This is a genomic window from Actinomadura harenae, from assembly GCF_003696215.1.
Classification (GTDB): Bacteria; Actinomycetota; Actinomycetes; order Streptosporangiales; family Streptosporangiaceae; genus Spirillospora; species Spirillospora harenae.
The window spans coordinates 42,569-65,122 of the sequence record NZ_RFFG01000002.1 but is presented as its reverse complement, the minus strand read 5'-3'; the positions used below and the strand labels follow the sequence as shown (position 1 = coordinate 65,122).

Annotated in this window: 33 protein-coding genes and 3 tRNA genes; 15 read left to right on the top strand and 21 right to left on the bottom strand. The window is 70.3% G+C overall.

Annotated features, from left to right (window positions below; all coding sequences use genetic code 11):
* The 19 genes from EBO15_RS01400 to EBO15_RS01320 all read right to left on the bottom strand — a co-directional run bounded on the left by EBO15_RS01400 (window position 1) and on the right by EBO15_RS01320 (window position 8,628).
* Window positions 1-195, bottom strand: coding sequence for a hypothetical protein (locus EBO15_RS01400; RefSeq protein ID WP_122192435.1), 195 nt, complete (start codon window positions 193-195; stop codon window positions 1-3).
* Window positions 196-197: 2 nt separating this feature from the next.
* The gene (locus EBO15_RS01395; RefSeq protein WP_122192434.1) at window positions 198-1,031 is read right to left on the bottom strand and encodes a DUF2303 family protein; all 834 of its coding nucleotides are present in this window, start codon (window positions 1,029-1,031) and stop codon (window positions 198-200) included.
* Window positions 1,028-1,402, bottom strand: a complete 375-nt coding sequence (locus EBO15_RS01390; RefSeq protein ID WP_122192433.1) for a hypothetical protein — start codon at window positions 1,400-1,402, stop codon at window positions 1,028-1,030. Before EBO15_RS01390 ends, EBO15_RS01395 begins: the two co-directional genes overlap by 4 nt.
* Entirely contained in the window at window positions 1,399-1,587 is a 189-nt protein-coding gene (locus EBO15_RS01385) for a hypothetical protein (RefSeq protein WP_122192432.1), read from the bottom strand. Before EBO15_RS01385 ends, EBO15_RS01390 begins: the two co-directional genes overlap by 4 nt.
* Window positions 1,584-2,015: a RusA family crossover junction endodeoxyribonuclease gene (locus EBO15_RS01380; protein ID WP_199744270.1), complete on the bottom strand. Its 432-nt coding sequence runs from the start codon at window positions 2,013-2,015 to the stop codon at window positions 1,584-1,586. Before EBO15_RS01380 ends, EBO15_RS01385 begins: the two co-directional genes overlap by 4 nt.
* A complete protein-coding gene (locus tag EBO15_RS43990; RefSeq protein WP_158628096.1) occupies window positions 2,012-2,185 on the bottom strand; it encodes a hypothetical protein in 174 nt (57 codons plus the stop codon). Before EBO15_RS43990 ends, EBO15_RS01380 begins: the two co-directional genes overlap by 4 nt.
* Window positions 2,175-2,408, bottom strand: coding sequence for a hypothetical protein (locus tag EBO15_RS01375; protein WP_122192431.1), 234 nt, complete (start codon window positions 2,406-2,408; stop codon window positions 2,175-2,177). Before EBO15_RS01375 ends, EBO15_RS43990 begins: the two co-directional genes overlap by 11 nt.
* Before the next feature lie 88 nt (window positions 2,409-2,496).
* Entirely contained in the window at window positions 2,497-2,847 is a 351-nt protein-coding gene (locus EBO15_RS01370; protein ID WP_122192430.1) for a hypothetical protein, read from the bottom strand.
* On the bottom strand, window positions 2,844-3,908 hold the full coding sequence (locus EBO15_RS01365; protein ID WP_122192429.1) for a hypothetical protein: 1,065 nt from the start codon (window positions 3,906-3,908) through the stop codon (window positions 2,844-2,846). Before EBO15_RS01365 ends, EBO15_RS01370 begins: the two co-directional genes overlap by 4 nt.
* Entirely contained in the window at window positions 3,905-4,621 is a 717-nt protein-coding gene (locus EBO15_RS01360; protein ID WP_122192428.1) for a hypothetical protein, read from the bottom strand. The genes EBO15_RS01365 and EBO15_RS01360 overlap by 4 nt, the downstream gene beginning before the upstream one ends.
* Window positions 4,621-4,794 (bottom strand): BldC family transcriptional regulator, encoded by a 174-nt coding sequence (locus EBO15_RS01355; RefSeq protein ID WP_233615866.1) that lies wholly within the window; start codon window positions 4,792-4,794, stop codon window positions 4,621-4,623. The genes EBO15_RS01360 and EBO15_RS01355 overlap by 1 nt, the downstream gene beginning before the upstream one ends.
* Window positions 4,795-4,880: 86 nt before the next feature.
* Window positions 4,881-5,726, bottom strand: a complete 846-nt coding sequence (locus EBO15_RS01350; protein WP_122192426.1) for an exonuclease domain-containing protein — start codon at window positions 5,724-5,726, stop codon at window positions 4,881-4,883.
* Window positions 5,723-5,938 carry a hypothetical protein gene (locus EBO15_RS01345; RefSeq protein WP_147481338.1) on the bottom strand — a complete coding sequence of 72 codons (216 nt, stop codon included), beginning with the start codon at window positions 5,936-5,938 and terminating at the stop codon, window positions 5,723-5,725. Before EBO15_RS01345 ends, EBO15_RS01350 begins: the two co-directional genes overlap by 4 nt.
* Window positions 5,938-6,726, bottom strand: coding sequence for a hypothetical protein (locus EBO15_RS01340; RefSeq protein WP_122192424.1), 789 nt, complete (start codon window positions 6,724-6,726; stop codon window positions 5,938-5,940). Before EBO15_RS01340 ends, EBO15_RS01345 begins: the two co-directional genes overlap by 1 nt.
* A complete protein-coding gene (locus tag EBO15_RS01335) occupies window positions 6,719-7,606 on the bottom strand; it encodes a PD-(D/E)XK nuclease-like domain-containing protein (RefSeq protein ID WP_199744269.1) in 888 nt (295 codons plus the stop codon). The genes EBO15_RS01340 and EBO15_RS01335 overlap by 8 nt, the downstream gene beginning before the upstream one ends.
* Window positions 7,603-7,935, bottom strand: coding sequence for a hypothetical protein (locus EBO15_RS01330; protein ID WP_147481337.1), 333 nt, complete (start codon window positions 7,933-7,935; stop codon window positions 7,603-7,605). The genes EBO15_RS01335 and EBO15_RS01330 overlap by 4 nt, the downstream gene beginning before the upstream one ends.
* A gap of 80 nt (window positions 7,936-8,015) precedes the next feature.
* Complete coding sequence (locus tag EBO15_RS01325; protein WP_122192422.1) at window positions 8,016-8,213, bottom strand: hypothetical protein; 198 nt, start codon at window positions 8,211-8,213, stop codon at window positions 8,016-8,018.
* Complete coding sequence (locus EBO15_RS43985; RefSeq protein WP_158628095.1) at window positions 8,210-8,356, bottom strand: hypothetical protein; 147 nt, start codon at window positions 8,354-8,356, stop codon at window positions 8,210-8,212. The genes EBO15_RS01325 and EBO15_RS43985 overlap by 4 nt, the downstream gene beginning before the upstream one ends.
* Window positions 8,353-8,628: a helix-turn-helix domain-containing protein gene (locus tag EBO15_RS01320; protein ID WP_122192421.1), complete on the bottom strand. Its 276-nt coding sequence runs from the start codon at window positions 8,626-8,628 to the stop codon at window positions 8,353-8,355. The genes EBO15_RS43985 and EBO15_RS01320 overlap by 4 nt, the downstream gene beginning before the upstream one ends.
* A gap of 179 nt (window positions 8,629-8,807) precedes the next feature.
* Here EBO15_RS01320 and EBO15_RS01315 point away from each other — a divergent pair, with 179 nt between their 5' ends.
* The 5 genes from EBO15_RS01315 to EBO15_RS01295 all read left to right on the top strand — a co-directional run bounded on the left by EBO15_RS01315 (window position 8,808) and on the right by EBO15_RS01295 (window position 12,825).
* A complete protein-coding gene (locus EBO15_RS01315) occupies window positions 8,808-9,251 on the top strand; it encodes a hypothetical protein (RefSeq protein WP_147481336.1) in 444 nt (147 codons plus the stop codon).
* Window positions 9,252-9,792: 541 nt separating this feature from the next.
* Entirely contained in the window at window positions 9,793-10,005 is a 213-nt protein-coding gene (locus tag EBO15_RS01310; protein ID WP_122192419.1) for a hypothetical protein, read from the top strand.
* 177 nt (window positions 10,006-10,182) lie between these two features.
* Window positions 10,183-11,763 (top strand): recombinase family protein, encoded by a 1,581-nt coding sequence (locus EBO15_RS01305; protein WP_158628094.1) that lies wholly within the window; start codon window positions 10,183-10,185, stop codon window positions 11,761-11,763.
* Between the two features lie 233 nt (window positions 11,764-11,996).
* Window positions 11,997-12,078, top strand: a tRNA-Tyr gene (locus EBO15_RS01300).
* 357 nt (window positions 12,079-12,435) lie between these two features.
* Window positions 12,436-12,825 (top strand): PPOX class F420-dependent oxidoreductase, encoded by a 390-nt coding sequence (locus EBO15_RS01295; protein WP_233615851.1) that lies wholly within the window; start codon window positions 12,436-12,438, stop codon window positions 12,823-12,825.
* Between the two features lie 34 nt (window positions 12,826-12,859).
* Here EBO15_RS01295 and lepB read toward each other — a convergent pair whose 3' ends face one another.
* The gene (lepB, locus tag EBO15_RS01290; protein WP_233615850.1) at window positions 12,860-13,723 is read right to left on the bottom strand and encodes a signal peptidase I; all 864 of its coding nucleotides are present in this window, start codon (window positions 13,721-13,723) and stop codon (window positions 12,860-12,862) included.
* Between the two features lie 159 nt (window positions 13,724-13,882).
* Here lepB and EBO15_RS01285 point away from each other — a divergent pair, with 159 nt between their 5' ends.
* On the top strand, window positions 13,883-14,629 hold the full coding sequence (locus EBO15_RS01285; protein WP_122192416.1) for a protein phosphatase 2C domain-containing protein: 747 nt from the start codon (window positions 13,883-13,885) through the stop codon (window positions 14,627-14,629).
* Window positions 14,630-14,717: 88 nt separating this feature from the next.
* On the opposite strand, the gene EBO15_RS01280 is transcribed toward EBO15_RS01285, so the two are convergent.
* Entirely contained in the window at window positions 14,718-15,755 is a 1,038-nt protein-coding gene (locus EBO15_RS01280) for a hypothetical protein (protein ID WP_122192415.1), read from the bottom strand.
* Between the two features lie 53 nt (window positions 15,756-15,808).
* On the opposite strand from EBO15_RS01280, the gene EBO15_RS01275 reads away from it, so the two are divergent.
* The 9 genes from EBO15_RS01275 (at window position 15,809) to EBO15_RS01235 (ending at window position 22,420) form a co-directional block, all read left to right on the top strand.
* A complete protein-coding gene (locus tag EBO15_RS01275) occupies window positions 15,809-16,936 on the top strand; it encodes an acyl-CoA dehydrogenase family protein (RefSeq protein WP_122192414.1) in 1,128 nt (375 codons plus the stop codon).
* Between the two features lie 162 nt (window positions 16,937-17,098).
* A tRNA-Thr gene (locus EBO15_RS01270) sits at window positions 17,099-17,171 on the top strand.
* 368 nt (window positions 17,172-17,539) lie between these two features.
* Window positions 17,540-17,613 (top strand) — tRNA-Met (locus tag EBO15_RS01265).
* Between the two features lie 118 nt (window positions 17,614-17,731).
* On the top strand, window positions 17,732-17,896 hold the full coding sequence (rpmG, locus tag EBO15_RS01260) for a 50S ribosomal protein L33 (RefSeq protein WP_026404241.1): 165 nt from the start codon (window positions 17,732-17,734) through the stop codon (window positions 17,894-17,896).
* A 254-nt stretch (window positions 17,897-18,150) separates the two neighbouring features.
* Window positions 18,151-18,588: a MaoC family dehydratase N-terminal domain-containing protein gene (locus EBO15_RS01255; protein ID WP_122192413.1), complete on the top strand. Its 438-nt coding sequence runs from the start codon at window positions 18,151-18,153 to the stop codon at window positions 18,586-18,588.
* Entirely contained in the window at window positions 18,588-19,013 is a 426-nt protein-coding gene (locus tag EBO15_RS01250) for a MaoC family dehydratase (protein ID WP_122192412.1), read from the top strand. The genes EBO15_RS01255 and EBO15_RS01250 overlap by 1 nt, the downstream gene beginning before the upstream one ends.
* Before the next feature lie 91 nt (window positions 19,014-19,104).
* A complete protein-coding gene (locus tag EBO15_RS01245) occupies window positions 19,105-20,175 on the top strand; it encodes a UDP-N-acetylmuramate dehydrogenase (RefSeq protein ID WP_122192411.1) in 1,071 nt (356 codons plus the stop codon).
* Window positions 20,176-20,278: 103 nt separating this feature from the next.
* Entirely contained in the window at window positions 20,279-20,896 is a 618-nt protein-coding gene (locus tag EBO15_RS01240) for a TetR/AcrR family transcriptional regulator (protein ID WP_199744268.1), read from the top strand.
* Between the two features lie 96 nt (window positions 20,897-20,992).
* Window positions 20,993-22,420, top strand: a complete 1,428-nt coding sequence (locus EBO15_RS01235; RefSeq protein ID WP_122192409.1) for a DHA2 family efflux MFS transporter permease subunit — start codon at window positions 20,993-20,995, stop codon at window positions 22,418-22,420.
* Window positions 22,421-22,554: the final 134 nt, after the last annotated feature.

The window sequence follows — 22,554 nt, the reverse complement described above, 5'->3', positions numbered from 1 at the left end:
TCAGAAGAGGGCGCCGGGCGGCGGCGCGGTGTCGGGCGGGGTGGTCAGGTGCGTCTCGGTGACGGGCCCGGCCTTGGCGGCCCATGTGCGGGCCCTGCCGAGGTCGATGTGGCAGGCCGTCGCGGCCCGGGGCTGGGCCCCGCCCGCGCGCAGGAGCACGTGGGCGGGGCCGTAGCACCAGGCGCACAGAGCCACGGTCAGAGGGCCGCCGGACGGCCGCGCATGACCTTGATTCCGGTCGTCTCCTCGACCTTGGTCATGACGGTCTTCACGGCGTCGCGGACGACGTCCTCGGGCCGGTCGAGGAGGTAGGCCAGGGTCAGCCGTCCGTCCTTGATCCGGTGCCGGAGACGGGCCTCGAGCCGGTAGGGCGCGCAGTCGTCGAAGGGCGCCAGGCCGACGGCGAAGGCGCGCGGGACGGTCAGCTGTCCCTTGGTCCCGCCGGAGGTATCGGTGGTCTCCTCGTAGCGCAGGTTGATGTCTCCGGATACGGCGTTGACGCCGGACGAGAAGTTGACCCGGGTCCGGGCCTGGAAGGTGCGGGCGATCTCGAGCATCTCGGCGGCCGGGACCGGCTCGGATGCGAGGTCCGACAGGTTGTCCTCGAGGAACTCGGCGAAGTCGACCTGGCCGAGGTAGCGCCGGTCCATCGTGGTCCAGCGCTTCCACGCCTCGGTGGGCGTGAGCGCCAGGACGAGCATGTGCTGTTCCCAGCGCGGGACGTCGGCGAGGTGCGCGTCCAGGACGGCGGTAACGGTGCCGCGGTCGAGGTCGGCGTAGACCTCCGAGGACGCGTCGGCGTGCTTGGCGTAGTACAGCGCGAAGGACGCGACGTCGGCGGCGGTGACGGTGCCGCGCTTGTACTTGGGCTCGTCGAGGTACCGGTCGGCGGTGAGGTCGACGACCTCGACGCGGCCGTTCAGCCGGTAGCCGTAGATCTCGCCGCCCTCCATCCGGATCGGCTCGGCGGCCAGGATCGCGGTCTCGACGAGGGCGTCGTTCTCGGTGCGGGTCTGCTCCAGGGCGTTCATGCCTGCTTCAGGTCCTTCTCGGTGTGGGGGCGGGTGATTTCGCGGAGCGGGATCGCGATCTGGCGGGGGTCGTCGCGGAGGAGGTTGCCGTGCTGGTCGGGGAAGAACACGCCGCCGATCGGCTCGGACGAGGGCAGCTTCAGGTCCGTCTTGGCGTGGACCATGAGCGCGGACTCGTTGCCCTTCATGGGCTGGATCTCGACGGTCAGGACCATGCGGCCCTTCTTGCCGGTCTCCTTGACGGTGGTGGCGAGCTGCTGGAGCTGGACGGCGGCCTCGTCGATGACGACGGCGCGGCCGAGGTCTCGCAGCACGTCGGCGAACGGGCGGACCTGGATCTCGCCGGTCTCGGGGTCGATGGGGATGGTCACGCGATTCCTTCCATGAAGGCGCTGATCTGGTTGAGGTGCTTGAGGTGTTCGTCGGCGGCCCGCTGGGCGGGCTGCCGGGACTTGGTGCGCGCGAGCGTGTGGGGCTTGCGGCAGACGGGGGTGGTTCCGCGGCAGCGGGCGGTCCACCAGAGGCCGTCCTGCTCGAGGTAGACGGGCCAGATCACGGGGTCACCGCCTGGACGGTGATGAGGGCGCCGGGGACGGTCAGGAGCGTGTCGGGGGAGGTGTGGACCTTGCGGGCGTCGATGTGGACGACCTGGGAGTCGTCGCGCATCACTCCGGCGTCGGTGAGGGCGTCGAGGGTGGAGCGGAGGAGCTTGTCGAGGTCGCCGCTGCTGCGGGTGATGGGCCAGGTCCGGCGGCGCTTCGGGGCGGACTTGGGCGGGTCGAAGTAGAAGTCGACGTGGATCGTGACGGGCCCGTCGAGGCGTTCCCAGCCCGTGATGTCGATGACGTCGCGGGCGGAGAACTTCACGGCCTCGCGCCACGGCTGGACCTTCTTGGACGACTCGACCATGACGCCGCGGCCGACGTGCCGTTTGGAGCCCTTCGGGGCGGGGCGGCCGAACACGATGATGTCGATGGAGGTCACGGCCGCCTCCTGCGCCGGGCGTCGTCGAGGCTGACGACAGGCGCCGCGCCAGCGCGGGGCCGGGGCCGTCCGGCGGCGCGGGCGAGGGCGAGCGTGAGGCTGATGGGGCAGGCCATGAGGAGGACAGCCCAGATCCCCCAGGGGACGGCGGCGATCAGGTCAGCGAGCACCGAGCACCTCCGGGCAGTTGCACCAGCCGTCCGGCTTGGCGGGGACGTCGCCCAGGTCGAGGCACTCAAGCCAGGACTCCGGGCGGCGGTAGCGGCGGCGGATCAGGTGGGCGGCGTGCCAGCGTTCGTCTGCGCTGTCGGGGAGCGGGGCGGTGATGGAGCGCTCGCGTTCTTCGTCCTTGTGGGGCAGGCCCCACGGGGTGGGCGTCTTCCTGCGGGCCATCACTTGGCGCCGCCGTCCAGGGCGTGGCGGGCGGAGGCGCCGCGCCCCGCCGTGGTGGCGGGGGCGGTGTCCGGGGTGGGCTCGTCGGTCACGACTGCGGCCCCTCGGTGGCCTGCTCGCTCCGGACGAGCGTCCACGGGCTGAACTGGCGGAGCGCCTCACCGGGGGCGTACACCCCGATCGCGCTGTAGAGGCGCGGGAAGGCGTCGCCCTCCTCCTCGTCGGCGAGCCACAGCGCGCCGTCCCGGTCGCGCCACAGGTCCCCGCGGAGCGGCGGCCATCCGGCCGGGGCAACACGCGTGATCGCGGCCTGCGGCGGCAACGCGTACTTGTCGCCGTGCTCGTCGCGGATCACGATCGCGTCGATCTGCGTCGGCCTTGCGATCCGGACGCCCTTGAGAGTGACGTCGACGATCTCGCCGTCCTGGAAGTCGGTCATGCCTGCCGCTCCTTCGGCTCCGGGAAGTTGTGGCCGTCCGTCTGGGTGGTGAGGGCGTTGAGGCCGTCGAGGGCGCGCGGCGCGAGCTGGACGGCGCGCGGGTCGATCGCGACCGGCGGCGCGTCGGCGACGGCGTGACGGCGCGGCAACGGCTCGGGCTCCGGCGTATTCGGCTGCTCGTCCTCGGCGGGCGGCGCCTCGGGCGCTGCGGCGTCGTCGGGGCGGGGGAGCGGCGCGACGGGCACGATCGTGTCCACCTGGGCCATCGGGATCCTGACCAGTTCGCTGCTGGCCTCGACCCACACCTCGAACGTGCTGCCGGTGGTGTAGTGCCGCAGGACGCCGATTGTGCGGTGCTGGCCCCAGTTCACCGCGACCGACTGCCCGACGTACTGCGCGGCGACGACCTGCGCGGTGTCGGCACGGACGTCGACGGCGTTCGGCGGGAGCGGCTCCAGCGGGTCAGACCCGGGCAGTTCCGAGCCGGGCGGCTCGGCGAGCGCGCTGGCCGACGCGGTCGGGTAGCAGCGCGCGAGTTCGGTACCGCTGTGGACCCAGCCGCCGAACGGGGCCTCCTCGACCGCCCGGTCGCAGTGCGCGCAGAGCGGGACGGCCTCGGCGGGCGGCGTGGCGAGGTTCGCCGCGATCTCCAGCGGCGGCAGCTCACCCGTGACGAGCGTCGCGTGGCCCTCACGCCGGTGGATCTCGTCCGCGGTGACGCGGGACTGGTGCATCGCCAGCTCGTACACGCGGCGGACGGTCCCGAGGTACAGGCGCAGGTCGGCCGTGCTGGCGTCGTCCGGCGGCGCGATCCGGAGGAGCCCGATCGCGAGGCCGAGGTCATCGCCGCTGGTGATGTCGCCGGGCGCGAGCGGCGCGAACTCCCCGGTGAGCAACGCGATCACGTTGCGGAGCTGCCGGGCCTCAGCCTCGGCGGTATCGGCCTGACGGTCCTTCGCGGCGGCGTTGGCCTTGAAGGACGCGGCGACGTCACGGGCGTTGATGGCCGTACCGTCGAGTTCGGCGGCACGGTCGGTCAGCTCTCGAATCAGGCTGCTCATCGCGTGGTCTCGCTCTCCGCCAGCTCACTCTCGGCCAGAGCGGTCGCGACGGCGCCCCAGATCTCGACGGTGACGCCGAGCACGGTGCCAGTGGCCTCGACGTGGGCGCTGCTGGGCAGGTGGTCGTAGGCGCTCCAGGTGATCGGCGCGCCGAGGGCGTTCGCCCACTGCCGCAGGTCCGGGATCGTGGTCGCGTCGTTGCTGTCGAGCTGGGCCTTCAGGCCGCCCTCGCGGATCTTCCAGGCCCAGATGGTGGGCAGGTGCCGGTAGATGCCACTGGTCAGCTCCAGGACGGCGCGCGCCGCGAGCCGCTGCGCGTCGCGGGCGTCCTCCTCGACCTGCACGGGCGCGATCGGGTCGAGGACGAGCCGCCCCTCGCTTCCGTCCGCGGTGCAGTAGTCGACCTCCATCAGCGCGGTCGTCTGGAGGCGCGGGAGCCCGACGACGGTGTAGTTGACGGCCCGGTCGGGGTGGTCGGGGTGCTGGACGATGTGCTGCCCGGTGAGCAGATGCCGGGCGTGAACCGGGATACTGGTCATGGCTGGCGACTCCTTACAGTCGGTGGCCGTTCCGCCGCCCCGGTCCCAATCCGGGGCGGCGGTCGTGTTCTTGGTGGTGATCCGGGTGCGGATCAGGGAGAGCGCGGCCCGCGGCTGCACCCGCACCGCGTACGCGGCGAGCGCGGCGCGGACGACGTCCTGCCGGCGGGTCATCAGGCGTCGTCCTCCGCCTGCGTCGTGCCGTTGAGCAGGGCGCGGACCTCGGACTCGCGGTAGCGGCGGTGCCCGCCGACCGTGCGGACCGAGCTGAGCTTCCCGGCCGTCGCCCACCGGGTGACGGTCTTGGGGTCGACGCGGAACGCGGCGGCGACCTCGGCGGGGGTCATGAGCGGCTCGACCTCGATGGTCGGCCGGGCAGCCGCCGCGACGGCGCGGGCGGGCAGCTTGGTCTTCTTCGGCATGGGGTTGTCCTTCACAGGAGGGGGGTGGGCGTGTCGGTGTGGGGGATGAGGGGCCAGTGGCCGGTGCACGACGCGGCCTTGGTGTGGAACTCGATCTGCTCGTCCGCGTCACGCGACCGCTCGGCCTCGCCACGGAAGTAGGCGGCGAGGTCCCGGTCCTGCTCGACGGCCAGCCGCTTCTGAGTCGCGTGCAGCGTGGGCAGGTCGACCTGGAGGACGTCGAACGCCTCGAGGCGGCGGCCCTTCGCAGCTGGCCGGTCGGCGCGCGGCATCGCGGCGTACTGGCCGATGCGCCAGGCGACGCGGGCGGCGATGAGGGCGTCGGCGCGCGCGCCGTGCGCGGCGTCGTCGTCCCACGGGATGTCGAACGCGGCGGCGCACGTCTTGAGGACCTGTGCGCCCTGCTCCTTCGAGACGCGCCGCCTGTACTTGTCGACGTGCTTGGACAGGATCTGGGTGTCGATGACCGGGCCGAGCGCCCCGCCCGTCAAATCGTCGACGGTCGGCAGGCCGTACCGGCGGCACTCGCGGTCGAGGACGGTCAGGTCGTAGCGGACGTTGTGCCCCACGACCGGGATCCCCCGCAGAAGCGCCTCGGCGACATCGTTGGCGATCGCGCCGATGGCCTCGGCCGCCGGGTGGCCGTGCTCGGTCAGGTACTCGGTGGTCAGCCCGTGGATCTTGGCGGTCTCGTCCGGCATCGGGATGCCGGGGTTGACGAGCAGGTCGCAGAGGTCGAGCGGGTCCTGGCCGCCGCCGACCAGGCCCACGTACACCTGCGCGATCCGCGCGGTCTCGGGGGCGGGGCCGGTGGTCTCCAGGTCGAACGGGCACATGCGGCCGAGGTGCCAGCTCACTCGGCACCACCCTTGCGGTACCGGGCGAGCAGTCCCGGCGGAGGCGGCTGCACCCCGCCCGAGCTCGCCTCGACGGACTCCGCGGTCGCCAGGGCGTCGGGGGCGTCCAGGGCGGCGAGGAACTGTGCGAGCCCGCGCGCCTCTTGCTCGTCCCGCATGGGCCCGTACTGGGCGGCGATCCGGACGCCGTCGCTGAGGGAGACGATCCACATCACGCCGACGCCCCGCTTCCCGGCTTGCGGACCGGCGGCCACCCGTCGACCTCGACCGGCTCGCCCGCCTGCTCGGCGGCGTACTCGGCCGCCGCGTCCGCGTCGGCGTCGGCGTCCGTCGGCGGCTCCTCGAGGACGTCGTACCCGTCGTCCGGCTCGGGCTCGGGCTCGGCGAGGATCTCGGCGGCCGTGACCGGCGCGGCCGTGACCACCGGCGACGGCCGTCCGGCCCCGTCCAGTTCCTCGGCGACGTACGGCGCGGCGTACAGGACGTCCGCCGCGATCAGGCGGCAGATCTCGCCCGTCGCGCGGGCGATCAGCATCGTGGCCGGCTGCTTCTGCCACTCGCCCTTGCCCGTGAGCTTCAGCCGCTGCGCGCGCTCGATCGTCCAGGTGACGGTCTGCCACTCGTTCTCACCGCGACGCTTGCCGCGCATCACGCAATGGGTGTCGGACGACTCGACGAGCTGCACCTGGTGCCCGCGGGCCTGGACCAGGCCGCGCATGGCGTGCGCCCGCAGGGCAGGGGTGCCCTGGATGACATCCATCGCCCGGAGCGACGCCATCGGCTGGAGCCCGAGCTCCTGGCCGGTGAGGATCGCGGCGGTGATGTCGTGCGGCCGGTCGCGCAGGGTCGCGGGCACGAACGAGGTCTTGGCGAGGGAGGTGGCGATGTTGTGCGCCTGCTGGGCGTCGTAGGCCCACTGCGCGAGCGCGCTCATCGCGGGGGAGGTCTGCGCGGGGACAGTCGCCGGGGCGGAGTCGGACCGGACGGACAGCTCACTCATGGGACGCGTCCTCCAGGGCGTCGGCCGCCCACGGCGGCAGGGAGATGTGGACGATGTCGTCGGAGTAGCCGGGCCACCGGCCGTCTTCCTCGCACCGCTGATAGGTGTCGATCGCGGCGCGGGTCAGGGCCTGGCCGAGCGCGAGGGCGTCGGCGTCCAGCTCGCAGACCGTCACCACGTACGGCGCGGTCTTCTCCTGGACGATGAACAGGAACGCGCTGTCGTCGCCGCCGAGACCGAGAGCCTGGATCGCGGCCAGGTACCAAGCGGCCTGGACGTGGTAGCCGTGCTGGAGCACGGAGCGGCCGAAGGCGCGCGGCTCCGCGCTGACGGCGGTCTTGTAGTCCGGGACGATCACGCGGCGGCCGGGGCGACTGTCGCGCTGCCAGTCCAGCCGAGCGCGGCACCGCGTCCCGGTCGTCTCGTCGGCCCAGAACAGCGAGCGTTCCGGACGGCCGCGCTCCAGGAGCTTGGCGGCGACCGGGTGCTCCCGCAGCACCTTGGCCATCGCGCGGACCGTCTCCAGCTCGCGCGGCAGCAGGGGGACAGCGCCCGCGACGCGGGCAGCGTCGCGCTGGGTCTGCGCGGCCTTGGTGCGGTAGGAGTCGGCGTCGACCTCGACCAGCTCGGGCCCGTCGCCGAGGACCAGCGTGTGGGCGGCCTGCCCGAAGTCGAGCGCGGCTGTCGTCGTCCGGTCCTCGGGGTGGTCCTTGTAGTGCCGGAACAGCGCCGGGCACGACGGCGGCAACAAGCGTCGGGCCTCGCTCGACGAGAGCGATCCGCCAGGAACCGGGTCGGCGTGGTAGACGTCGGCGGGCACGTCGTCGAAGACACCCGGCCGGGCAACCTCCCACGTCGCGGTGATGGTCGCAGCGGTCACCGCGCGCCGCCCAGCAGCGCGTCGAGGGCCAGCTCGACCCGCGTCCGCGCCGCGCTGAGCGCCTGCCCGTCGCGGTCGAGGCCGACCGCGTCCGGGACGACCTCCGACCAGTGAGTGACGCCCGCCTCGATGCTCTCGACGAGCCGGACGGCGTCGAACAGCTCGTTCACCGCGCGGTCCCTGTCGATGCCGTACAAGGGCGACAGCTCGTCGAGGTCCCCGGAGATCTCCAGGTTCGGCAACAGCCGCCTGCGGTGGACGAGCGCGAGCAGCTCCCTACGGGCTGCGGTGTCGGACGGCGCCTGCATGTCCGGGTGGATACTGGTCAAGACCCTGCTCCTCTTCTCTGTGGTGGATGGGTGGGGTCTCGGGCTCCCGGCCGGTCGCGCGGCGCGGGAGCCCTTCGTCGTCAGGCCGCCTGTCGCCGGGCGGCGGTCGCCGCGCGCAGCTCCCGCACCCGCGCGGCCAGCTCCTCGCGGGACAGGCCGCCGGGGACGTAGGCCGCCTCGGCCGCCTGCTCGGGGGTCTGCCGCGCCAGACGGGCGCGGGCATCCGCCAGGATCTGCGCGGCCGCGGCAACGGCCTGCTCATACGTGGGCGCGGTCACAGCGGGCCCCCACAGCCGATGCACGAGGTGCGGTCCGGCTCGTTCGAGGTCCCGCACGCGCACTTCTTCAGCGGCTCCCGGGGCGGGTTCGGCAGGAGCGCCAGGACCCGCAGCAGGAGCGCGAGGACGACCCGGGTGATCACGCGGACTCCTGCTCGGTGTCGGCCGCGTCCGCCTCGCGGAGCATCACGCGCAGGTCGTCATCGCGGCGCACGTCGACCGGGTGGATGTTCAGCGCGAGGGCCCAAGCCCTCAGCAAGGAGCGGCTGACCTGCTTGTTGCCCTGCTCGACGTTGGTCAGGGAAGAGGGGTGGACCCGAACGCCGTATTCGGCGATGCGCTCGGCGAGCTGGGTGGTGGACAGGCCGTGCGCCTCGCGGAGGGCCCGGAGGGGGACCATCGGAGGAATCTGCATGTCGATAGCTTGCGACAGCTATCGACAGGTGTCAAGCCTTGAGAGCGACACCTATCGACAACAAGTTTCCTACCTGGGGAAATGCGAGGAAAAGATGTCGTTACCTGTCGATGTGACGAGTTGCCACATCGGCCTTACCTGACTCGACCTGTCGATACCTGTCGTGCATCATGGGCGGCATGTCCCACCCAATCGAAGACTGGCAACGCCTCGCTGAGTGCGTGAGCCAGCGCCGCGCCCAGCTCGGCCTCACGCAAGAGGACGTGCGCGCGGCGGGTGGCCCATCAACGGTGACGCTGCGATACATCGAGAGCGCGTCCCAGGACAGCTACAAGAGCAACAGCCTCACGCGCCTAGAGCGCGCGCTCGACTGGGCTGCCGGGTCCGTCGAGGCCGTCCTGGCCGGCGGCGAGCCGACCGAGAGATCGGCCGCCAAGCGGCCGCCCTCAAATCCGGAGGGCGACTCGGAGGCCGGCGAGATTGGGGATCCGCTCGCAGGCCTACCGGAGGACCCTGACGAGCGGCTTGCCGAGCTGGTGCGCCGAAACAAGGCGATCGGCCGAGAGATCGAGCGACTGGTCCTCGATGGCAACGAACGATCCGAAGATCGCCACGCTGGTTGAATCCCCCGTTCGGAAGCCTGTCAGCGTGAACGCTTGACAATCCGCATTTGCCTGCTCACGTAAAGACAAAAAGCGTCCGACTCTTGATCATCCCGTGACATTTTGGGGCGAAGGTGAAAGCGCCCCGCGCTACCACACCGTCACAGGGGGCTGACGTGACGCAAGAGTCCCGGGAGGACAGGCTTGACCAACTCCGCAGAGCAGAGGCACAAGCAGAGGCAAATCTCGCCGCCCTCATCGCGGCACGCGAGGCCGAAGAACGCCGCCTAGGCATCCCCGCCGTCGCCGCGACCACCCTCACCGCGCGAGACCGCGCACGCCGCCGCGGCTGGCACATCATCACCGGCGGCACCACCGGCGCCGCACTCGCCGCCATCATCCGCTGGGGCCACCATCACGCCATGACCGCGACCACACTCGTCGCCGTGACCACGGCAGCAGCTACCACAGCCGCGATCCTGCCCGTCGTCACCCACATCAACGGACCCACCCCGGAGACGACCAGTCCGCCGCCCAGCATCGTCGACCGCTCGCCCGAGCCGTGGCCGTCTCCCACACTGCGCGCGTCGAGCGCCCGGCCAACGCCGCCCGGCCCGAAGTCACCCGTCCCGACGCCGGCGAACCCGACCACGCCGCCCGGGGCGCCTGCGGCGCCGCCAGGGAGCGGGTCTTCATCGCCCACGCCCAGCTCGCCGCCACCATCCTCGCCCCCGTCATCCCCACCGCCGTCTCCGTCTTCGCCACCGCCGAGTAGCCCCTCGGACGCCGGGCCGCCGGGGCAACGGAAGACGCACAAGCCTCACAAGAGGAAGCGACACGGAAGAACGCGCTACGCCATGCCAACCGCCTGGATTCGGCTCCTATGCGGCCGACTAAGCCGCATCATGTGACTACCTCCGGAAAATCTGACCCACCTCCTCGGAGTCCCCCCATGCCTCCACAGCTCGCCGCGCTGCCCGTCGAACCCATCCCGGCAATCGGGTACGTCCGCGTCAGCATGCTCCGCGAAGAGATGATCTCGCCGGAGCTGCAACGCGCCGCGATCACCGAATGGGCGCGACGGAACGGCCGCGAGGTCACCGAATGGATCGAAGACCTCGACAAAACCGGCCGCAACTTTAAACGCAAAGTGCAGCGTGCCGTCGCGGGCGTCCGCGACGGCCGCGCCCGCGAGATCATCGTCTGGAAATTCTCCCGCTTCGGCCGCCAGCGGCTCGGCTGGGCCGTCCACCTCGACCTGGTCGAGTCCGCCGGCGGCGACCTGATCTCAGCGACCGAGGAGGTCGACGCCCGCACCGCGTCCGGCCGGTTCGCCCGCGGGATGCTCGCCGAAGTCGCGGCCTTCGAGAGCGACCGCGCATCTGAGCAGTGGATGGAGGCACTCGACTACCGCGTCAAACGGGGCCTGCCCGGCAACGGCACCCGCAGGTGGGGGTACATCCGGCGGGGCCGCATCCCGCACCCGACCGAGCCGCACCTCTACATCGCCGACCCCAGCGACCCGCTCGGCGAGCGCTACGAGCCGGACCCCGATTTCGAGGAACCGTACGCGAGCCTCTACGAGCAATACGTCGCCGGAATCAACGACCGTCGCCTCGCGAAATGGCTCAACGACCACGAGCTGTACGCGCCCGATGGGGGCCTTTGGACTGGTCGGCAGGTGCTGCGTATCCTCGACTCGGGGTTCGCGGCGGGGTATCTGCGTGAGCACTCGAAAGAGTGCCGGTGCAAGCAGCGGGGCCGCTGCACAAATGTCGTCTACCGGAAAGGCACACACCGGCCGGTCATTGGCGAGGATTTGTGGCAGGCGTATTTGGAGCGCCGTGCGGCGAATCGGCGGCCGGGGCAGGGCAGCAAGGAGCCGAAGTATCCGCTGTCGGGCTTGATGCGCGACCCCGGATGCAAGGCCGTCCTCACCGCCCAGCACGGTGGCGCCCCGTACGGCGCCGGGTACGCGTTCCGCTGCAATGCCTACGGAGAGTCCGCCCAGTGCCAGCGCCCGTGGGTCCGACGGACCGTCGCCGAGGAGCGGGTGCTCGGGCAACTCGCGGAGTGGGCGGCGGAGATCGACGCGCTCGCGCTCCAGCTCGAGCCGCAGATCGTGCCGGAGCCCAAGACGTCCGCGAAGAACGACGTCGCCAGCCTGAAGACTCAGATCGCCAAGCTCGACCGGGCGCTGGTGAAGCTGACGACGATGCGGGCGATGGACGACGACGAATCCCCGGAGGCGGAGGCGGAGTTCCGACGGTCGCGCGACGAGCTGCGGTCCCGGCGGCGGAAGCGGGAGGAGAAGCTCCAGGCCGCCGAGGCCGTCCAGGAACCTCCGCCCTCGAAGGCCGACTTCGGGCCGGTGATTCAGGGGCTGCTGGCCGAATGGGACGTGCTGACGGTGGACGAGAAGCAGCGTCTCCTGCGGAGCCTGATCCGGGTGATCTGGGTCCATCGGACCGGGCACGGGCGCGGGTCGCTGCCGCGTCTGGAGATCGTCCCGGTGTGGGCGCCGGCGAGCTGACCCAGGCCGGGCGCGCTACGAGCTTTCTTGTCCTAGATGTGACTCATCAAAGGAAGAGTCCGCCACCGGACACCTCACCCCTTCTAGGCTGCGAATTCGTCCGCCCCGAGCACCAGGCGCGCAACCCTGGGCCCACCCCGGCGCGCCCCGCCAGCGTAGCGACCCGGAGCGATGTCACACCCACTCCCAAGGTCCGCTATTCTTTCCAGTGCCGCCGCGACAGCGGCGACCACGGCGGGTTGCCCGAGTGGCCAATGGGAGCGGACTGTAAATCCGTCGGCTTAGCCTACGCAGGTTCGAACCCTGCACCCGCCACACCACGTGGAACGGCCCCTGACCAGGAACAACGGTCAGGGGCCGTTCGCGTACCCACTCCCGCCCGGCCATCGAGGGCCGGGCCTCCGCGCCGCAGGCGACCGTCCAGGTGTCGATCATCCGCGGAACCCGCACCGCCACGACCGCTCGCAGGTGACGGCTTCTGCGGCGGGCTAGGAACCGTCGCCATTGCCTACGCAGATTGGATCCGCGTTCGCCGTGCCCAAAGGGACCGCCCGTGGCAAGTCCAAGGTCATGGGGTGTTCGCAATTCCTGGGCCGTGCGCGCGGGCGGGGTAGTTCGTGGGGCGTTGGGGGCCAGTAGGTTCGCGGGGTGGCGAATGTGTTGAGTGACGCCGTGCGGCGGTTGGTGGACGAGGACAACCCTGCGGTGCTGGCGACGGTGAATCCCGATGGCAGTCCCCAGACGTCCGTGGTGTGGGTGGGGCGGGACGGGGACGATCTGCTCGTCTCCAGCCAGGAGGGGCGGCGGAAGGTTCTGAACGCGTTGCGGGATCCGCGGGTCTCGCTGAGCGTGTACGACCGGAACGACCCGCTCTGGTACCTGGAGGTGCGCGGTGAGTGCGCCGTGGCCGAGGACGAGGGGCGCGCGCTCGCGGTGGCGCTGGCAGAGAAGTACGAAGGGACGGGCGCGGGGGAGGAGTACCTGGAGCTTCCGCCCGAGATCGTGCGCGTCGTGATGCGGATTTCGCCGCGGAAAGTGGTCGGGACGGCCGCTCAGGTGTGAGCGACCGTCCCGGGACGTTTCTGCGTGGCGGACCCTAGCGGCGGAACCGGATCCCTAGAGCCAGGGGCAGGATCACCGCGGCGAAGGCGGGGACGGGGCCCGGGTCGGGGGCCGGCAGTGGGACGAACGCCTTGCTCTGCTTCAGGGCGGGCTGCTTGAACGTCTTCGGGATCGGGATCGTGCCCATCCGGTTGAGCGGCCAGACCTTGACGAACGCGCGTCCGATGACGTCCTTGGTCGGGATCGAGCCGTTGTCGGGGCCGTCCTGGTGCGCGCGCGAGTCGAGCGAGTTGGAGCGGTGGTCGCCCATGACCCAGAGCTGGCCGTTCTGGAGCGTGATGTCGAACGGGCTCTCGGACGGCTTGTCCTGCTGGTGGTCGGCCGGGTCGATGTAGATGTAGGCCGACTCTTCGAGCGGGACGCCGTTCACGGTGATGCGCCCGCGCGCGTCACAGCACTTCACGTGGTCGCCGGGGATGCCGATGACGCGCTTGATGTAGTCCTTCTCGGTGGGCGCGACACCGAAGGCCGTCCCGACCCAGCGCACCGCCTTGGAGAACGGGTTGCTCGGCTTGGACACCTGCACCTCGGGCTGCCATGAGGGCGGGCCCTTGAAGACGATGACGTCGCCGCGCGCGATGTCCCTGGTGTGGAACACGATCTTGTTCACCAGGACGCGGTCGCCGACCAGGAGGGTGTTCTCCATGGAGCCGGACGGGATGTAGAAGGCCTGCACCGCGAACGTCTTGATGACGAGGGCCAGGATCACGGCGACGGCGATGAGGATGGGCAGTTCTTTCCAGAACGACCCTTTCTTCTTGCCCTCGTCTTCTTGCTTCTCCTGGTCGGAGCCCTCCGGAGAGGGTTCTGAGTGCTGGTGTTCAGCGTCAGGTCGCACGTTCGAGAACCTCCCCGGGGACAGGCTTGCCAGCTTATGGTGTCCGATGCCTCAGCGCGCCTGTGGATCGGCCCCATGTCGTGGACGCGCCACCGGCCTTCGTTGGTTCCCAGACGGCCGTTGTTGTTCCCAGGACGAGCGGACGTGTAGACCAGGCTCGTGCATGTGAGCTTCGCGAGCGAACCGACGCCCGGACGTCCGAACGAGGACTTCGTGGTCGCAGGCCCGGATTGGGCCGTCGTCCTAGACGGGGCCACCGCGCCCCCGGGTGTGAACAGCGGATGTGTGCACAACCCTGCCTGGCTCGTGCGACGTCTAGGCGGAGCGCTCGCGCTGAGGCTTGCGGTAGATGACGACCGTCCGCTGGACGATCTGCTCGCCGAGGCCATCAAGACGGTGTGTGAACTCCATGCCGACCGGTGCGATTTGGCCAACCCCGACAGTCCGTCCGCGACGGTCGCGATGCTGCGGCATCGGGACGATGCACTGGAGTGGCTGGTTCTTGCTGATTCGCCGGTTCTGCTCGATGTGGATGGTGAAGTGCATGTCGTCCGGGATGACCGCGTTGACCATCTGACCAGCTACACGCTTGAGGCCGTCCGTGCGGCCCGGAACGCGCCCGAAGGGTTCTGGGTCGCGAGCACCCGCCCCGAGGCCGCCTGCGAGGCTCTCAGCGGCCGGGTCGGGGCTGCTTCCGTCCGGCGGGCGGCGATGTTCACCGACGGCGCGTCCCGGCTCGTGGAGCGGTTCGGCGCGCTCGACTGGCGCGGCCTCCTCGATCTCACCGACCGCGAAGGCCCTCGCGAGGTCATCGAGCGGACGCGCGCCGCCGAGTCCGCAGAGCCGGACGGCTCACGCAGGGGGAAGCGCTACGACGACGCCACGGCGGTCATGGTCCGCCTGTAGCTTCCGCGTTGTCGCGCCTGGCTTCAGGCTGCCGTGCCGCGTGCGGGCCTGCCTTCTGGCCCGCACGCGCGACGCGCACGAGTCGTTCCTACCGGCCGTGGTCCGGACCGATGTGCGGCCACCAGGAGGCGAGGTCCTCAGGGTGGTGGACGCCCTCGATGGTGAGAGTCGCGTCCATCATCGGGAAGCGTCGTCCGGCCGGGAAGTGACGCGTGTACGAGGGCGGGTCCAGGACGACCACGCGGGTGCCGTTGATGGCGGGGATGTCCGCAGGCACGCCTTCGTTGTAGATCCACCCGCCGTGACCGTCCACGAGGTTCCACGGGCTGTTGATGATGGGACGGCCTTCCGGGTCCTGGTCGGTGAACCAAGCGACCCATTCCGGCGGAAGCGGCTCACCGGGCATGCATTCGGGACGGCCTAGAAGCGCTCCGCCCAGAAGGACGTGCAACTGGAAGTTGTCGCCGATTCCCGCGATCTGGACCGTCCAGCCTCGCTTGCTGGCTCGGTCCAACACGAGAAGCCGCTCGCCCTCGAGCACGCGCAGGAGTCCCTGCACGTAGCTCATGTGCGAGTGGAACTCGACGAGCTCGCCGGCGAGGCGCGCACGGTTCTCGCGGTCCTGGATGCTTCCGCGCACCATCGCGGAGTTCTGCAGGACCGTGGTCATCGCCAGGGCGAACTGCGGAACCGAGAACCAGGCCAGCATCGCGCTGACGGAGGCTTCACCGAGCTGCGGGACGAGGATGTCCACGATCTCCTGCGAAGGACCGTCGTCCTCCATGTCGGGCGGCGTGCTTCCCGTCGCCTCGCTCCATGCGCGCGCGAAGGCGTCGGCCTCCCCGAACACCTCGGTCGCACGCTCGACCAGAGGAAGGCCGATGCCCTCCGGAGCGGCGCCGTTCTCCACCCAGGAGCCGGACAGGATGGAGAGCCAGCCGCCCAGTGAGGGCTGGGCCTTGCCCAGGCCGTCCGCGATGCGCGGCAGCGCCGCGGACAGATCGGCGGCGGAGACCTGCTGGCTCATGCCCATGACCTGCGGCAACAAGCCGCTGAACGCGGGGTTGTCGTCGATCGCGGCCTGGACGAGGGCATCGCAGGCCCGGTGGAAATCCTCGGAACCCATGTGGATCACCCTGGCATACCGGATTCTAGAGTGGAATTCTAGAATCGGCTCCCATGGACGCTCAGGAGTTCGCCGACGTCGTTTCGGCCGTACGCGCCTTCGTGCGCGAGCAAGTCATTCCCCGCGAGGACAAGATCGAAGAGTCCGACTCCATTCCGGAGTCGATCCGTCAAGGCGCGCGCGAGATGGGCCTGTTCGGGTACGCGCTGCCGGAGGAGTACGGGGGCCTCGGCCTATCGCTGAGCGAGGAGGTCAGGCTGGTCTTCGAGGTCGGCTATGCCAGCCCTGCCTTCCGCTCCATGTTCGGGACGAGCAACGGCATCGCCGGGCAGGTTCTCGTGAAATCCGGCTCGCCTGAGCAGCGGGCGTCCTGGCTACCGCGCCTGGCGTCCGGAGAGGTCGTGGGGGCGTTCGCACTGACCGAGGCGGAGGCCGGCTCCGACCCCAGCACCCTCACCACGGTCGCCAGGCGTGACGGGGACCACTACGTCATCGACGGTGCCAAACGGTTCATCACCAACGCCCCCGAGGCGGACGTGTTCATGGTCTTCGCGCGCACAGGAGGACCGGGCTCGCGCGGCATCTCCACGTTCCTCGTCCCTGGGGGCGCTCCTGGCCTGAAGGTCGGAACACCGGACGCCAAGATGGGCCAGCGAGGCGCGCACACCGCGGAGGTCTTCTTCGACGGTGTCCGGGTCCCCGCGTCCGCGATGGTCGGCGACGAGGGGACGGGCTTCCGCACGGCGATGGCCTCGCTCGCGCAGGGGCGCGTGAGCATCTCGGCCGTCTGCGTCGGCCTGGCCCAGCGGATCGTGGACGAGACCGTCGCGTACGCGCGCGAGCGCACCCAAGGTGGCCACGCCATCGGCGAGTACCAGCTGATCCAGGGCCTCATCGCCGATTCCCAGGCCGAGCTGTACGCGGGACGCGCGATGGTCATGGAAGCCGCCCGCGCCTTCGACGCCGGGGAGGACACCAAACTCGGACCGTCCTGCACCAAGTACTTCTGCTCGGAGATGGTCGGACGCGTCGCCGACAGGGCCGTCCAGGTGTTCGGTGGCATGGGCTACATGCACGGCGTCCCCGTCGAGCGGTTCTACCGGGACGCCCGGCTGTTCCGGATCTACGAGGGGACGAGCCAGATCCAGCAGGTCGTCATCGCCCGGCACCTCCTTCGCTGAGCCCCCGGAAGCCCATGCCACGGGACGGGCGCCCACCCTGCTGATCGCCTGGTGGCGCCCCTCTCGGGCGGGCCTGGGGCCCGGCGGATTGATTTCGCACTACGCCGCCGGACCGTGTACTGTTCTTCCTGTCGCCGCGAACGGAAGAACGCGGGCGGACAAGCCCCTTTAGCTCAGTCGGCAGAGCGTCTCCATGGTAAGGAGAAGGTCTACGGTTCGATTCCGTAAAGGGGCTCAGCCAGAAGAGCCGTATTCCGATCAAGGGATGCGGCTCTTTTCGTGCGTGCCCCATGTGCGCCTCGTATGCGAGGGGATCCGGCCGCGAGTGGGCCCGCTAGCGTGATCCATGGTGATGGTGATGCGGATAGTGCGCGGAAGGCGCTGGTCGGGCGTGCGCGCGATTCGCTCGTGCGCGGGCGTTGTGGTACCGTCCATCCGGTCCCAGCGGGATGATTCGCAGGTCACCGCATCAGCAGGTAACCTGGGGTCCGGTCCGCTGCGGACCGCGAGGAACCGAGTCCCCCTGCAAGCCCCGGGAGCTCGCGTTTCCCCGGTTTGGTGAACTTCCGGTATCCTTGCAATCCGGTCGTCACCGACCATCACGGCGGGGTAGCTCAGTCAGGCAGAGCAAGCGGCTCATAATCGCTGTGTCGCCGGTTCAAGTCCGGCCCTCGCTACTACCCGAACCTCTCGGCCCCTCCGGGGGCGAGAGGGCTGGGTTGAAACAGCCGGCCTTCCACTCCTGGACGGCCGACCGAGAACGTCCATGTCCCTAGCCCAGAAAGGCACTCCAACGTGGCTGCCACCGACGTCCGGCCAAAGATCACGCTGGCCTGCCAGGAGTGCAAGCACCGCAACTACATCACGCGGAAGAACCGGCGGAACGACCCGGACCGCCTGGAGATCAAGAAGTACTGCCCCAACTGCCGGACCCACCGGCCGCACCGCGAGACCCGCTAGTAGCCGTTCGAGCACAGCGGTCCGCGCCGGCAGCTTCGCGCTTGCCCCAGACGCGCCTCAGCCCGTCCTCGCCTACCCGCGAGGGCGGGCTGAACGTCGTTCTGTTACCGTCCCGGAGCGAGACCGGTAAGCGGGCGCTTGGGCGCGGGCACCCCTGACCCGGACTCCGCGCGCACGAGCCCGGACGGGAACTCCACGCGCGAGCCAGCGGACTCCGCCGGGGAGTCCGCATGCGAGCGAGAAGGACGGAGTGCATGGCGATCAACCGTGATTTCATCGGGCGGACGTTCCCGCCCAGCGAGCCCTACGAGGTCAGCCGGGTCAAGATCCGGGAGTTCGCGGACGCCATCGGCGACGCCAACCCCGTCTACCGCGACCCCGAGGCCGCCCGCGCCGCCGGCCACCCCGACGTCATCGCGCCGCCCACCTTCCCGATCGTGGTGTCCCTCGGCGGGGGCGCGCTCGGCGACCCCGAGCTGGGCATCGACTTCGCCATGGTCGTCCACGGCGAGCAGCGCTTCGAGTACGTCCGCCCCGTGCGCGCGGGGGACGTCGTCACCTGCACCTCGACGATCACCGAGATCAAGGCGATCGGCAACAACGAGAAGGTGGACATCGTCACCGAGGTCACGACGGCCGAGGGCGAACTCGTCTGCAAGTCGTACAACACGATCGTGGAGCGGGGGGCCTGATGACCGCCAAGGTGAAGTTCGACGAGGTCAACGTCGGCGACGAACTGCCCGCCCAGACCTACCACGTCGACCGGGCGAACCTCGTCATGTACGCGGGCGCGTCCGGCGACTTCAACCCGATCCACTGGCGGGAGAGCTTCGCCAAGCAGGTCGGCCTGCCGGACGTCATCGCCCACGGCATGTACACGATGGCCCAGGGCGGCCGCTATGTGACCGACTGGGCGGGCGACCCCGGCGCGGTCGTCGACTACGGCGTGCGCTTCTCCGCGCCCGTCGTCGTCCCCGACGAGGGCGGCGCCGATCTGGAGATCACCGGGAAGGTCGAGGAGAAGCGCGACGACAACACGGTCGTCGTGGCCCTGACGGCCCGGTCGGTTGGCCAGAAGGTCCTGACCCGGGCCAAGGCCGTCGTCCGGCTCGCCTGAGTCCGGTCGAGGTCCACAAGTACGGTACACATGAGCCGGGGGCGGCTGGCCGCCCCCGGCTCATGCGCGCGTAGGGGAGGGGAGACACCACGTGGCGGTGTTCGCTGAAGAGGTGAACCTGGCCGGATACACGACGCTGCGGCTCGGCGGCCCGGCCCGGCGGTTCGTCGAGGCCACCACCGAGGCCGAGGTCGTCGACGCCGTCCGGGAGGCCGACACCGACGGAGAGCCCGTCCTGGTGCTCGGCGGCGGCAGCAACCTCGTGGTGTCGGACGACGGCTTCCCCGGGACGGTCGTCCACGTCGGGACCCGTGGCGCGGAGCAACTGATGGACGGCCAGGGGCGCGTCCTCATGCGCGTGCAGGCGGGTGAGGAGTGGGAGCCGTTCGTGGCGCGCTGCGTCACCGACGGCCTCTCCGGAGTCGAATGCCTCTCCGGCATTCCCGGGCGCGTGGGCGCGACCCCGATCCAGAACGTCGGAGCCTACGGGCAGGACGTGTCGGAGACCATCGTCGAGGTTCGCGCCTACGACCGCCGCGCGGGGACGATCGTCACACTCTCCCGGGAAGAGTGTCGCTTCACCTACCGCAACAGCATCTTCAAACAGACCCCGGACCAGTACGTCGTCCTCGGCGTCACCTACGCGCTGCGTGAATCCGACGATTCCCAGCCGATCGCCTATGCCGAACTCGCGCGCCGCGTGGGTGCCGAACCGGGGGAGAGCGTTCCGCTGAAGGAGGCGCGTGACGCCGTCCTGGAACTGCGGCGCGGCAAGGGCATGGTGCTCGACCCGTCTGACCTGGACACGCGCAGCGCCGGATCGTTCTTCACCAACCCGATCCTGGACGCGGCCTCCCTTGCCGAGCTCGAGCGACGCGTCGCCGAGCGCCTTGGTCCGGATGTGGCCTTCCCGCGTTTCCCCGAAAGTGAAGGCCGAGTCAAGACGTCTGCCGCATGGCTCATCGACCGCGCGGGATTCACCAAGGGACACACCCGCGGGCGCGCGCGCATCTCCACCAAGCACACCCTCGCTCTCACCAACCCGGAGGGCGGTAGCACCGAGGACCTGCTCGCGCTCGCGCGCGAGGTCCGCGACGGCGTCCGTGCCGCCTTCGGCGTCGAACTGGTCAACGAGCCGGTCTTCGTCGGCGTCGCCCTCTGAGCCTCAAGATCACGCTCTCTTCCGTCCTCGCTTACCGGAGCGGAAGAAGAGTGTGGCCAAGATCGGCTTGACGAAGTTAGTGATCGACCAATAACTTCGGATCATGAGTCCACGGATGAGCGCCGACGAGCGCCGCGAGCAGACGATCAGGGCCGCTATGGCCGAGTTCGCCCGCAGTGGCTTCGACGGCACCTCCACCGCGGCGATCGCCGAGCGGGTGGGGGTCTCGCAGCCCTACCTCTTCCGGCTGTTCCCGTCCAAGCGCGCGCTGTTCCTCGCCGCCGCCGAACGCTGCTTCGACGACATGGAGCAGGCGATGTGCGAGGCGGCGGGCGGCCTGTACGGCGGCGAGGCGATGACCGCCATGGGCGGCCGCTATCGCCAGATCCTGGCCGGCGACCCGACACTGCTCCGCTTCCAGCTGCAGATCTACGCCGCCGCCGTGGACGACCCGGAGCTCCGTTCCCTCGGCAACGCCAAGTGGGCCAAGCTGTGGCGGACGATCGGTGAGCTCTCCGGCGAGTCACCCGAAGAGGTGATGAGGTTCGTCGCCGTCGGCATGCTCCTGAACGTCCTGACCGCCTTCAACATCCCGTTCGACCGGGGTGAGCGGCTGCCCCGCATGCTGGTGGAGTGGTCACAGCATCCCTATGAGGCGCCGTTGGGCAATCGTGCCGCCGACCATGCGCCGTCGGGTCAGTGCTCTGCAGGGGAGGAGTAGGCGACCGGCGACCACCCCTTCGACTGAGCGCGCCCATCGGGGCGCCCTTTTTCTGGCCATCGAAGTTAGTGACTGATAACTAATCAAGGAAGCAGCATGAAACCTCACGCCCTCCGCACCCTCGTGGTGACCGGCATCGCGTTGTTCATGGTCACCCTCGACAACCTCATCGTCACGAACGCCCTGCCCGCCATCCGCGAAGACCTCGGCACCGGCCTCGAGGGCCTGGAATGGACGGTCAACGCCTACACCCTGACCTTCGCCGTCCTACTGCTCCCCGCGGCGGCCATCGCCGACCGGCACGGCCGGCGGCGCCTGTTCATGATCGGCCTGGCCCTGTTCACCGTCGCCTCGGCCGCCGCGGCCCTCGCCCCCGGCATCGGCACCCTGATCGCCGCCCGGGCCGTCCAGGGGCTCGGTGGCGCGATCCTCGCCCCGCTCACCCTCACTCTGCTCGCCCACGCCGTCCCGCCCGCCCGCCGCGCCGCCGCCCTGGCCGCCTGGAGCGTGATGAGCGGCCTCGGCGTCGCCCTGGGCCCGATCGTCGGCGGCGCCGTCACCGAGTACGCCACCTGGGAATGGATCTTCTGGATCAACGTTCCCACCGGCCTGCTCGTGCTCGGCCTCGCCCCGCGCTTCCTCACCGAGAGCCGCGGCCCCGCCCAGCGCCTCGACCCGCTCGGCACCGTCCTGATCACCCTCGGCCTGCTCGGCGTCGTCCTCGGCCTGGTCCGCGGCAACGGGCACGGCTGGACGAGCCCCCAGGTCCTCGGGGCGGAGATCGTCGGCCTCATCCTCTTGGCCGCGTTCCTCGTTCACGAGGCCCGCACGCCCCACCCGATGCTCCCGCTGACCCTGTTCCGCTCGCGCGGCTTCACCCTCATGAACCTGATCAACCTCGCCATGTGCTTCGGGATGTTCGGCGTGACGTTCCTGCTGATCCAGTTCCTGCAGATGATCGGCCACATGTCCCCGCTCGAGGCCGGCGTCCGCACCCTGCCCTGGACGGCCATGCCCCTCCTGGTGGCACCCCTCACCGCTCTACTGACGGTCCGCCTGGGCACCCGCCCGGTGATCGCCCTGGCACTCCTCTTCCAGGCCGTCGGCCTGGCCTGGCTGGCGATCCGCTTGAGCCCGACGTTCAGCTATGCCGACCTCGTCCCCGGCTTCGTCCTGGCGGGCATCGGCATGGGCCTGTTCTTCCCGCCCGTCACCCGCCTCGTCCTCGGCTTCGCCCCACCCACCCAGACCGGTGTGGCGTCCGGCGTCAGCAACGTCAGCCGCCAACTGGGCACCCTCCTCGGCGTCGCGGCCCTTGGAGCCGTCTTCAGCGCCACCGGCGACATGACCAACCCCCACCACTACGCCAACGGCGTCACCACCGTCCTGTGGACCGCGGCAGCAGTCCTCACCGCCGCCGCCCTGTCCACCCTCGCCGTCCCCCAACTGACCCCGTCCACCACCTCAACCCCCACCTCCGAGCCCACCCCTACCCCCACTCCCCAATCCGCCCCCACAACCTGACCCCGTTCCCACCCCAACCACCCGCCCACACCCGGGACCCAACCCCAACCGCCCGCTCACAACACGCCTTGCCGGAAAGCGCCGCGCGGGGCCATCCCCGCGCGGGCACCCCGCCCCTCAAACGCCACATCCAC

Excerpts from the sequence above, each read along its gene's own strand:
- EBO15_RS01370 (WP_122192430.1), bottom strand. The coding sequence starts at position 2,847 with ATGACCGACTTCCAGGACGGCGAGATCGTCGACGTCACTCTCAAGGGC.
- EBO15_RS01305 (WP_158628094.1), top strand. The coding sequence starts at position 10,183 with ATGCCTCCACAGCTCGCCGCGCTGCCCGTCGAACCCATCCCGGCAATC.
- EBO15_RS01315 (WP_147481336.1), top strand. The coding sequence starts at position 8,808 with ATGTCCCACCCAATCGAAGACTGGCAACGCCTCGCTGAGTGCGTGAGC.
- EBO15_RS01320 (WP_122192421.1), bottom strand. The coding sequence starts at position 8,628 with ATGCAGATTCCTCCGATGGTCCCCCTCCGGGCCCTCCGCGAGGCGCAC.
- EBO15_RS01355 (WP_233615866.1), bottom strand. The coding sequence starts at position 4,794 with ATGACCCCCGCCGAGGTCGCCGCCGCGTTCCGCGTCGACCCCAAGACC.
- EBO15_RS01365 (WP_122192429.1), bottom strand. The coding sequence starts at position 3,908 with ATGAGCAGCCTGATTCGAGAGCTGACCGACCGTGCCGCCGAACTCGAC.
- EBO15_RS01235 (WP_122192409.1), top strand. The coding sequence starts at position 20,993 with ATGAAACCTCACGCCCTCCGCACCCTCGTGGTGACCGGCATCGCGTTG.
- EBO15_RS01345 (WP_147481338.1), bottom strand. The coding sequence starts at position 5,938 with ATGTGGATCGTCTCCCTCAGCGACGGCGTCCGGATCGCCGCCCAGTAC.
- EBO15_RS01250 (WP_122192412.1), top strand. The coding sequence starts at position 18,588 with ATGACCGCCAAGGTGAAGTTCGACGAGGTCAACGTCGGCGACGAACTG.
- EBO15_RS01240 (WP_199744268.1), top strand. The coding sequence starts at position 20,279 with ATGAGTCCACGGATGAGCGCCGACGAGCGCCGCGAGCAGACGATCAGG.
- EBO15_RS01375 (WP_122192431.1), bottom strand. The coding sequence starts at position 2,408 with ATGGCCCGCAGGAAGACGCCCACCCCGTGGGGCCTGCCCCACAAGGAC.
- EBO15_RS01275 (WP_122192414.1), top strand. The coding sequence starts at position 15,809 with ATGGACGCTCAGGAGTTCGCCGACGTCGTTTCGGCCGTACGCGCCTTC.
- EBO15_RS01360 (WP_122192428.1), bottom strand. The coding sequence starts at position 4,621 with ATGACCCGCCGGCAGGACGTCGTCCGCGCCGCGCTCGCCGCGTACGCG.
- EBO15_RS01395 (WP_122192434.1), bottom strand. The coding sequence starts at position 1,031 with ATGAACGCCCTGGAGCAGACCCGCACCGAGAACGACGCCCTCGTCGAG.
- EBO15_RS01340 (WP_122192424.1), bottom strand. The coding sequence starts at position 6,726 with ATGAGTGAGCTGTCCGTCCGGTCCGACTCCGCCCCGGCGACTGTCCCC.
- EBO15_RS01280 (WP_122192415.1), bottom strand. The coding sequence starts at position 15,755 with ATGGGTTCCGAGGATTTCCACCGGGCCTGCGATGCCCTCGTCCAGGCC.
- EBO15_RS01255 (WP_122192413.1), top strand. The coding sequence starts at position 18,151 with ATGGCGATCAACCGTGATTTCATCGGGCGGACGTTCCCGCCCAGCGAG.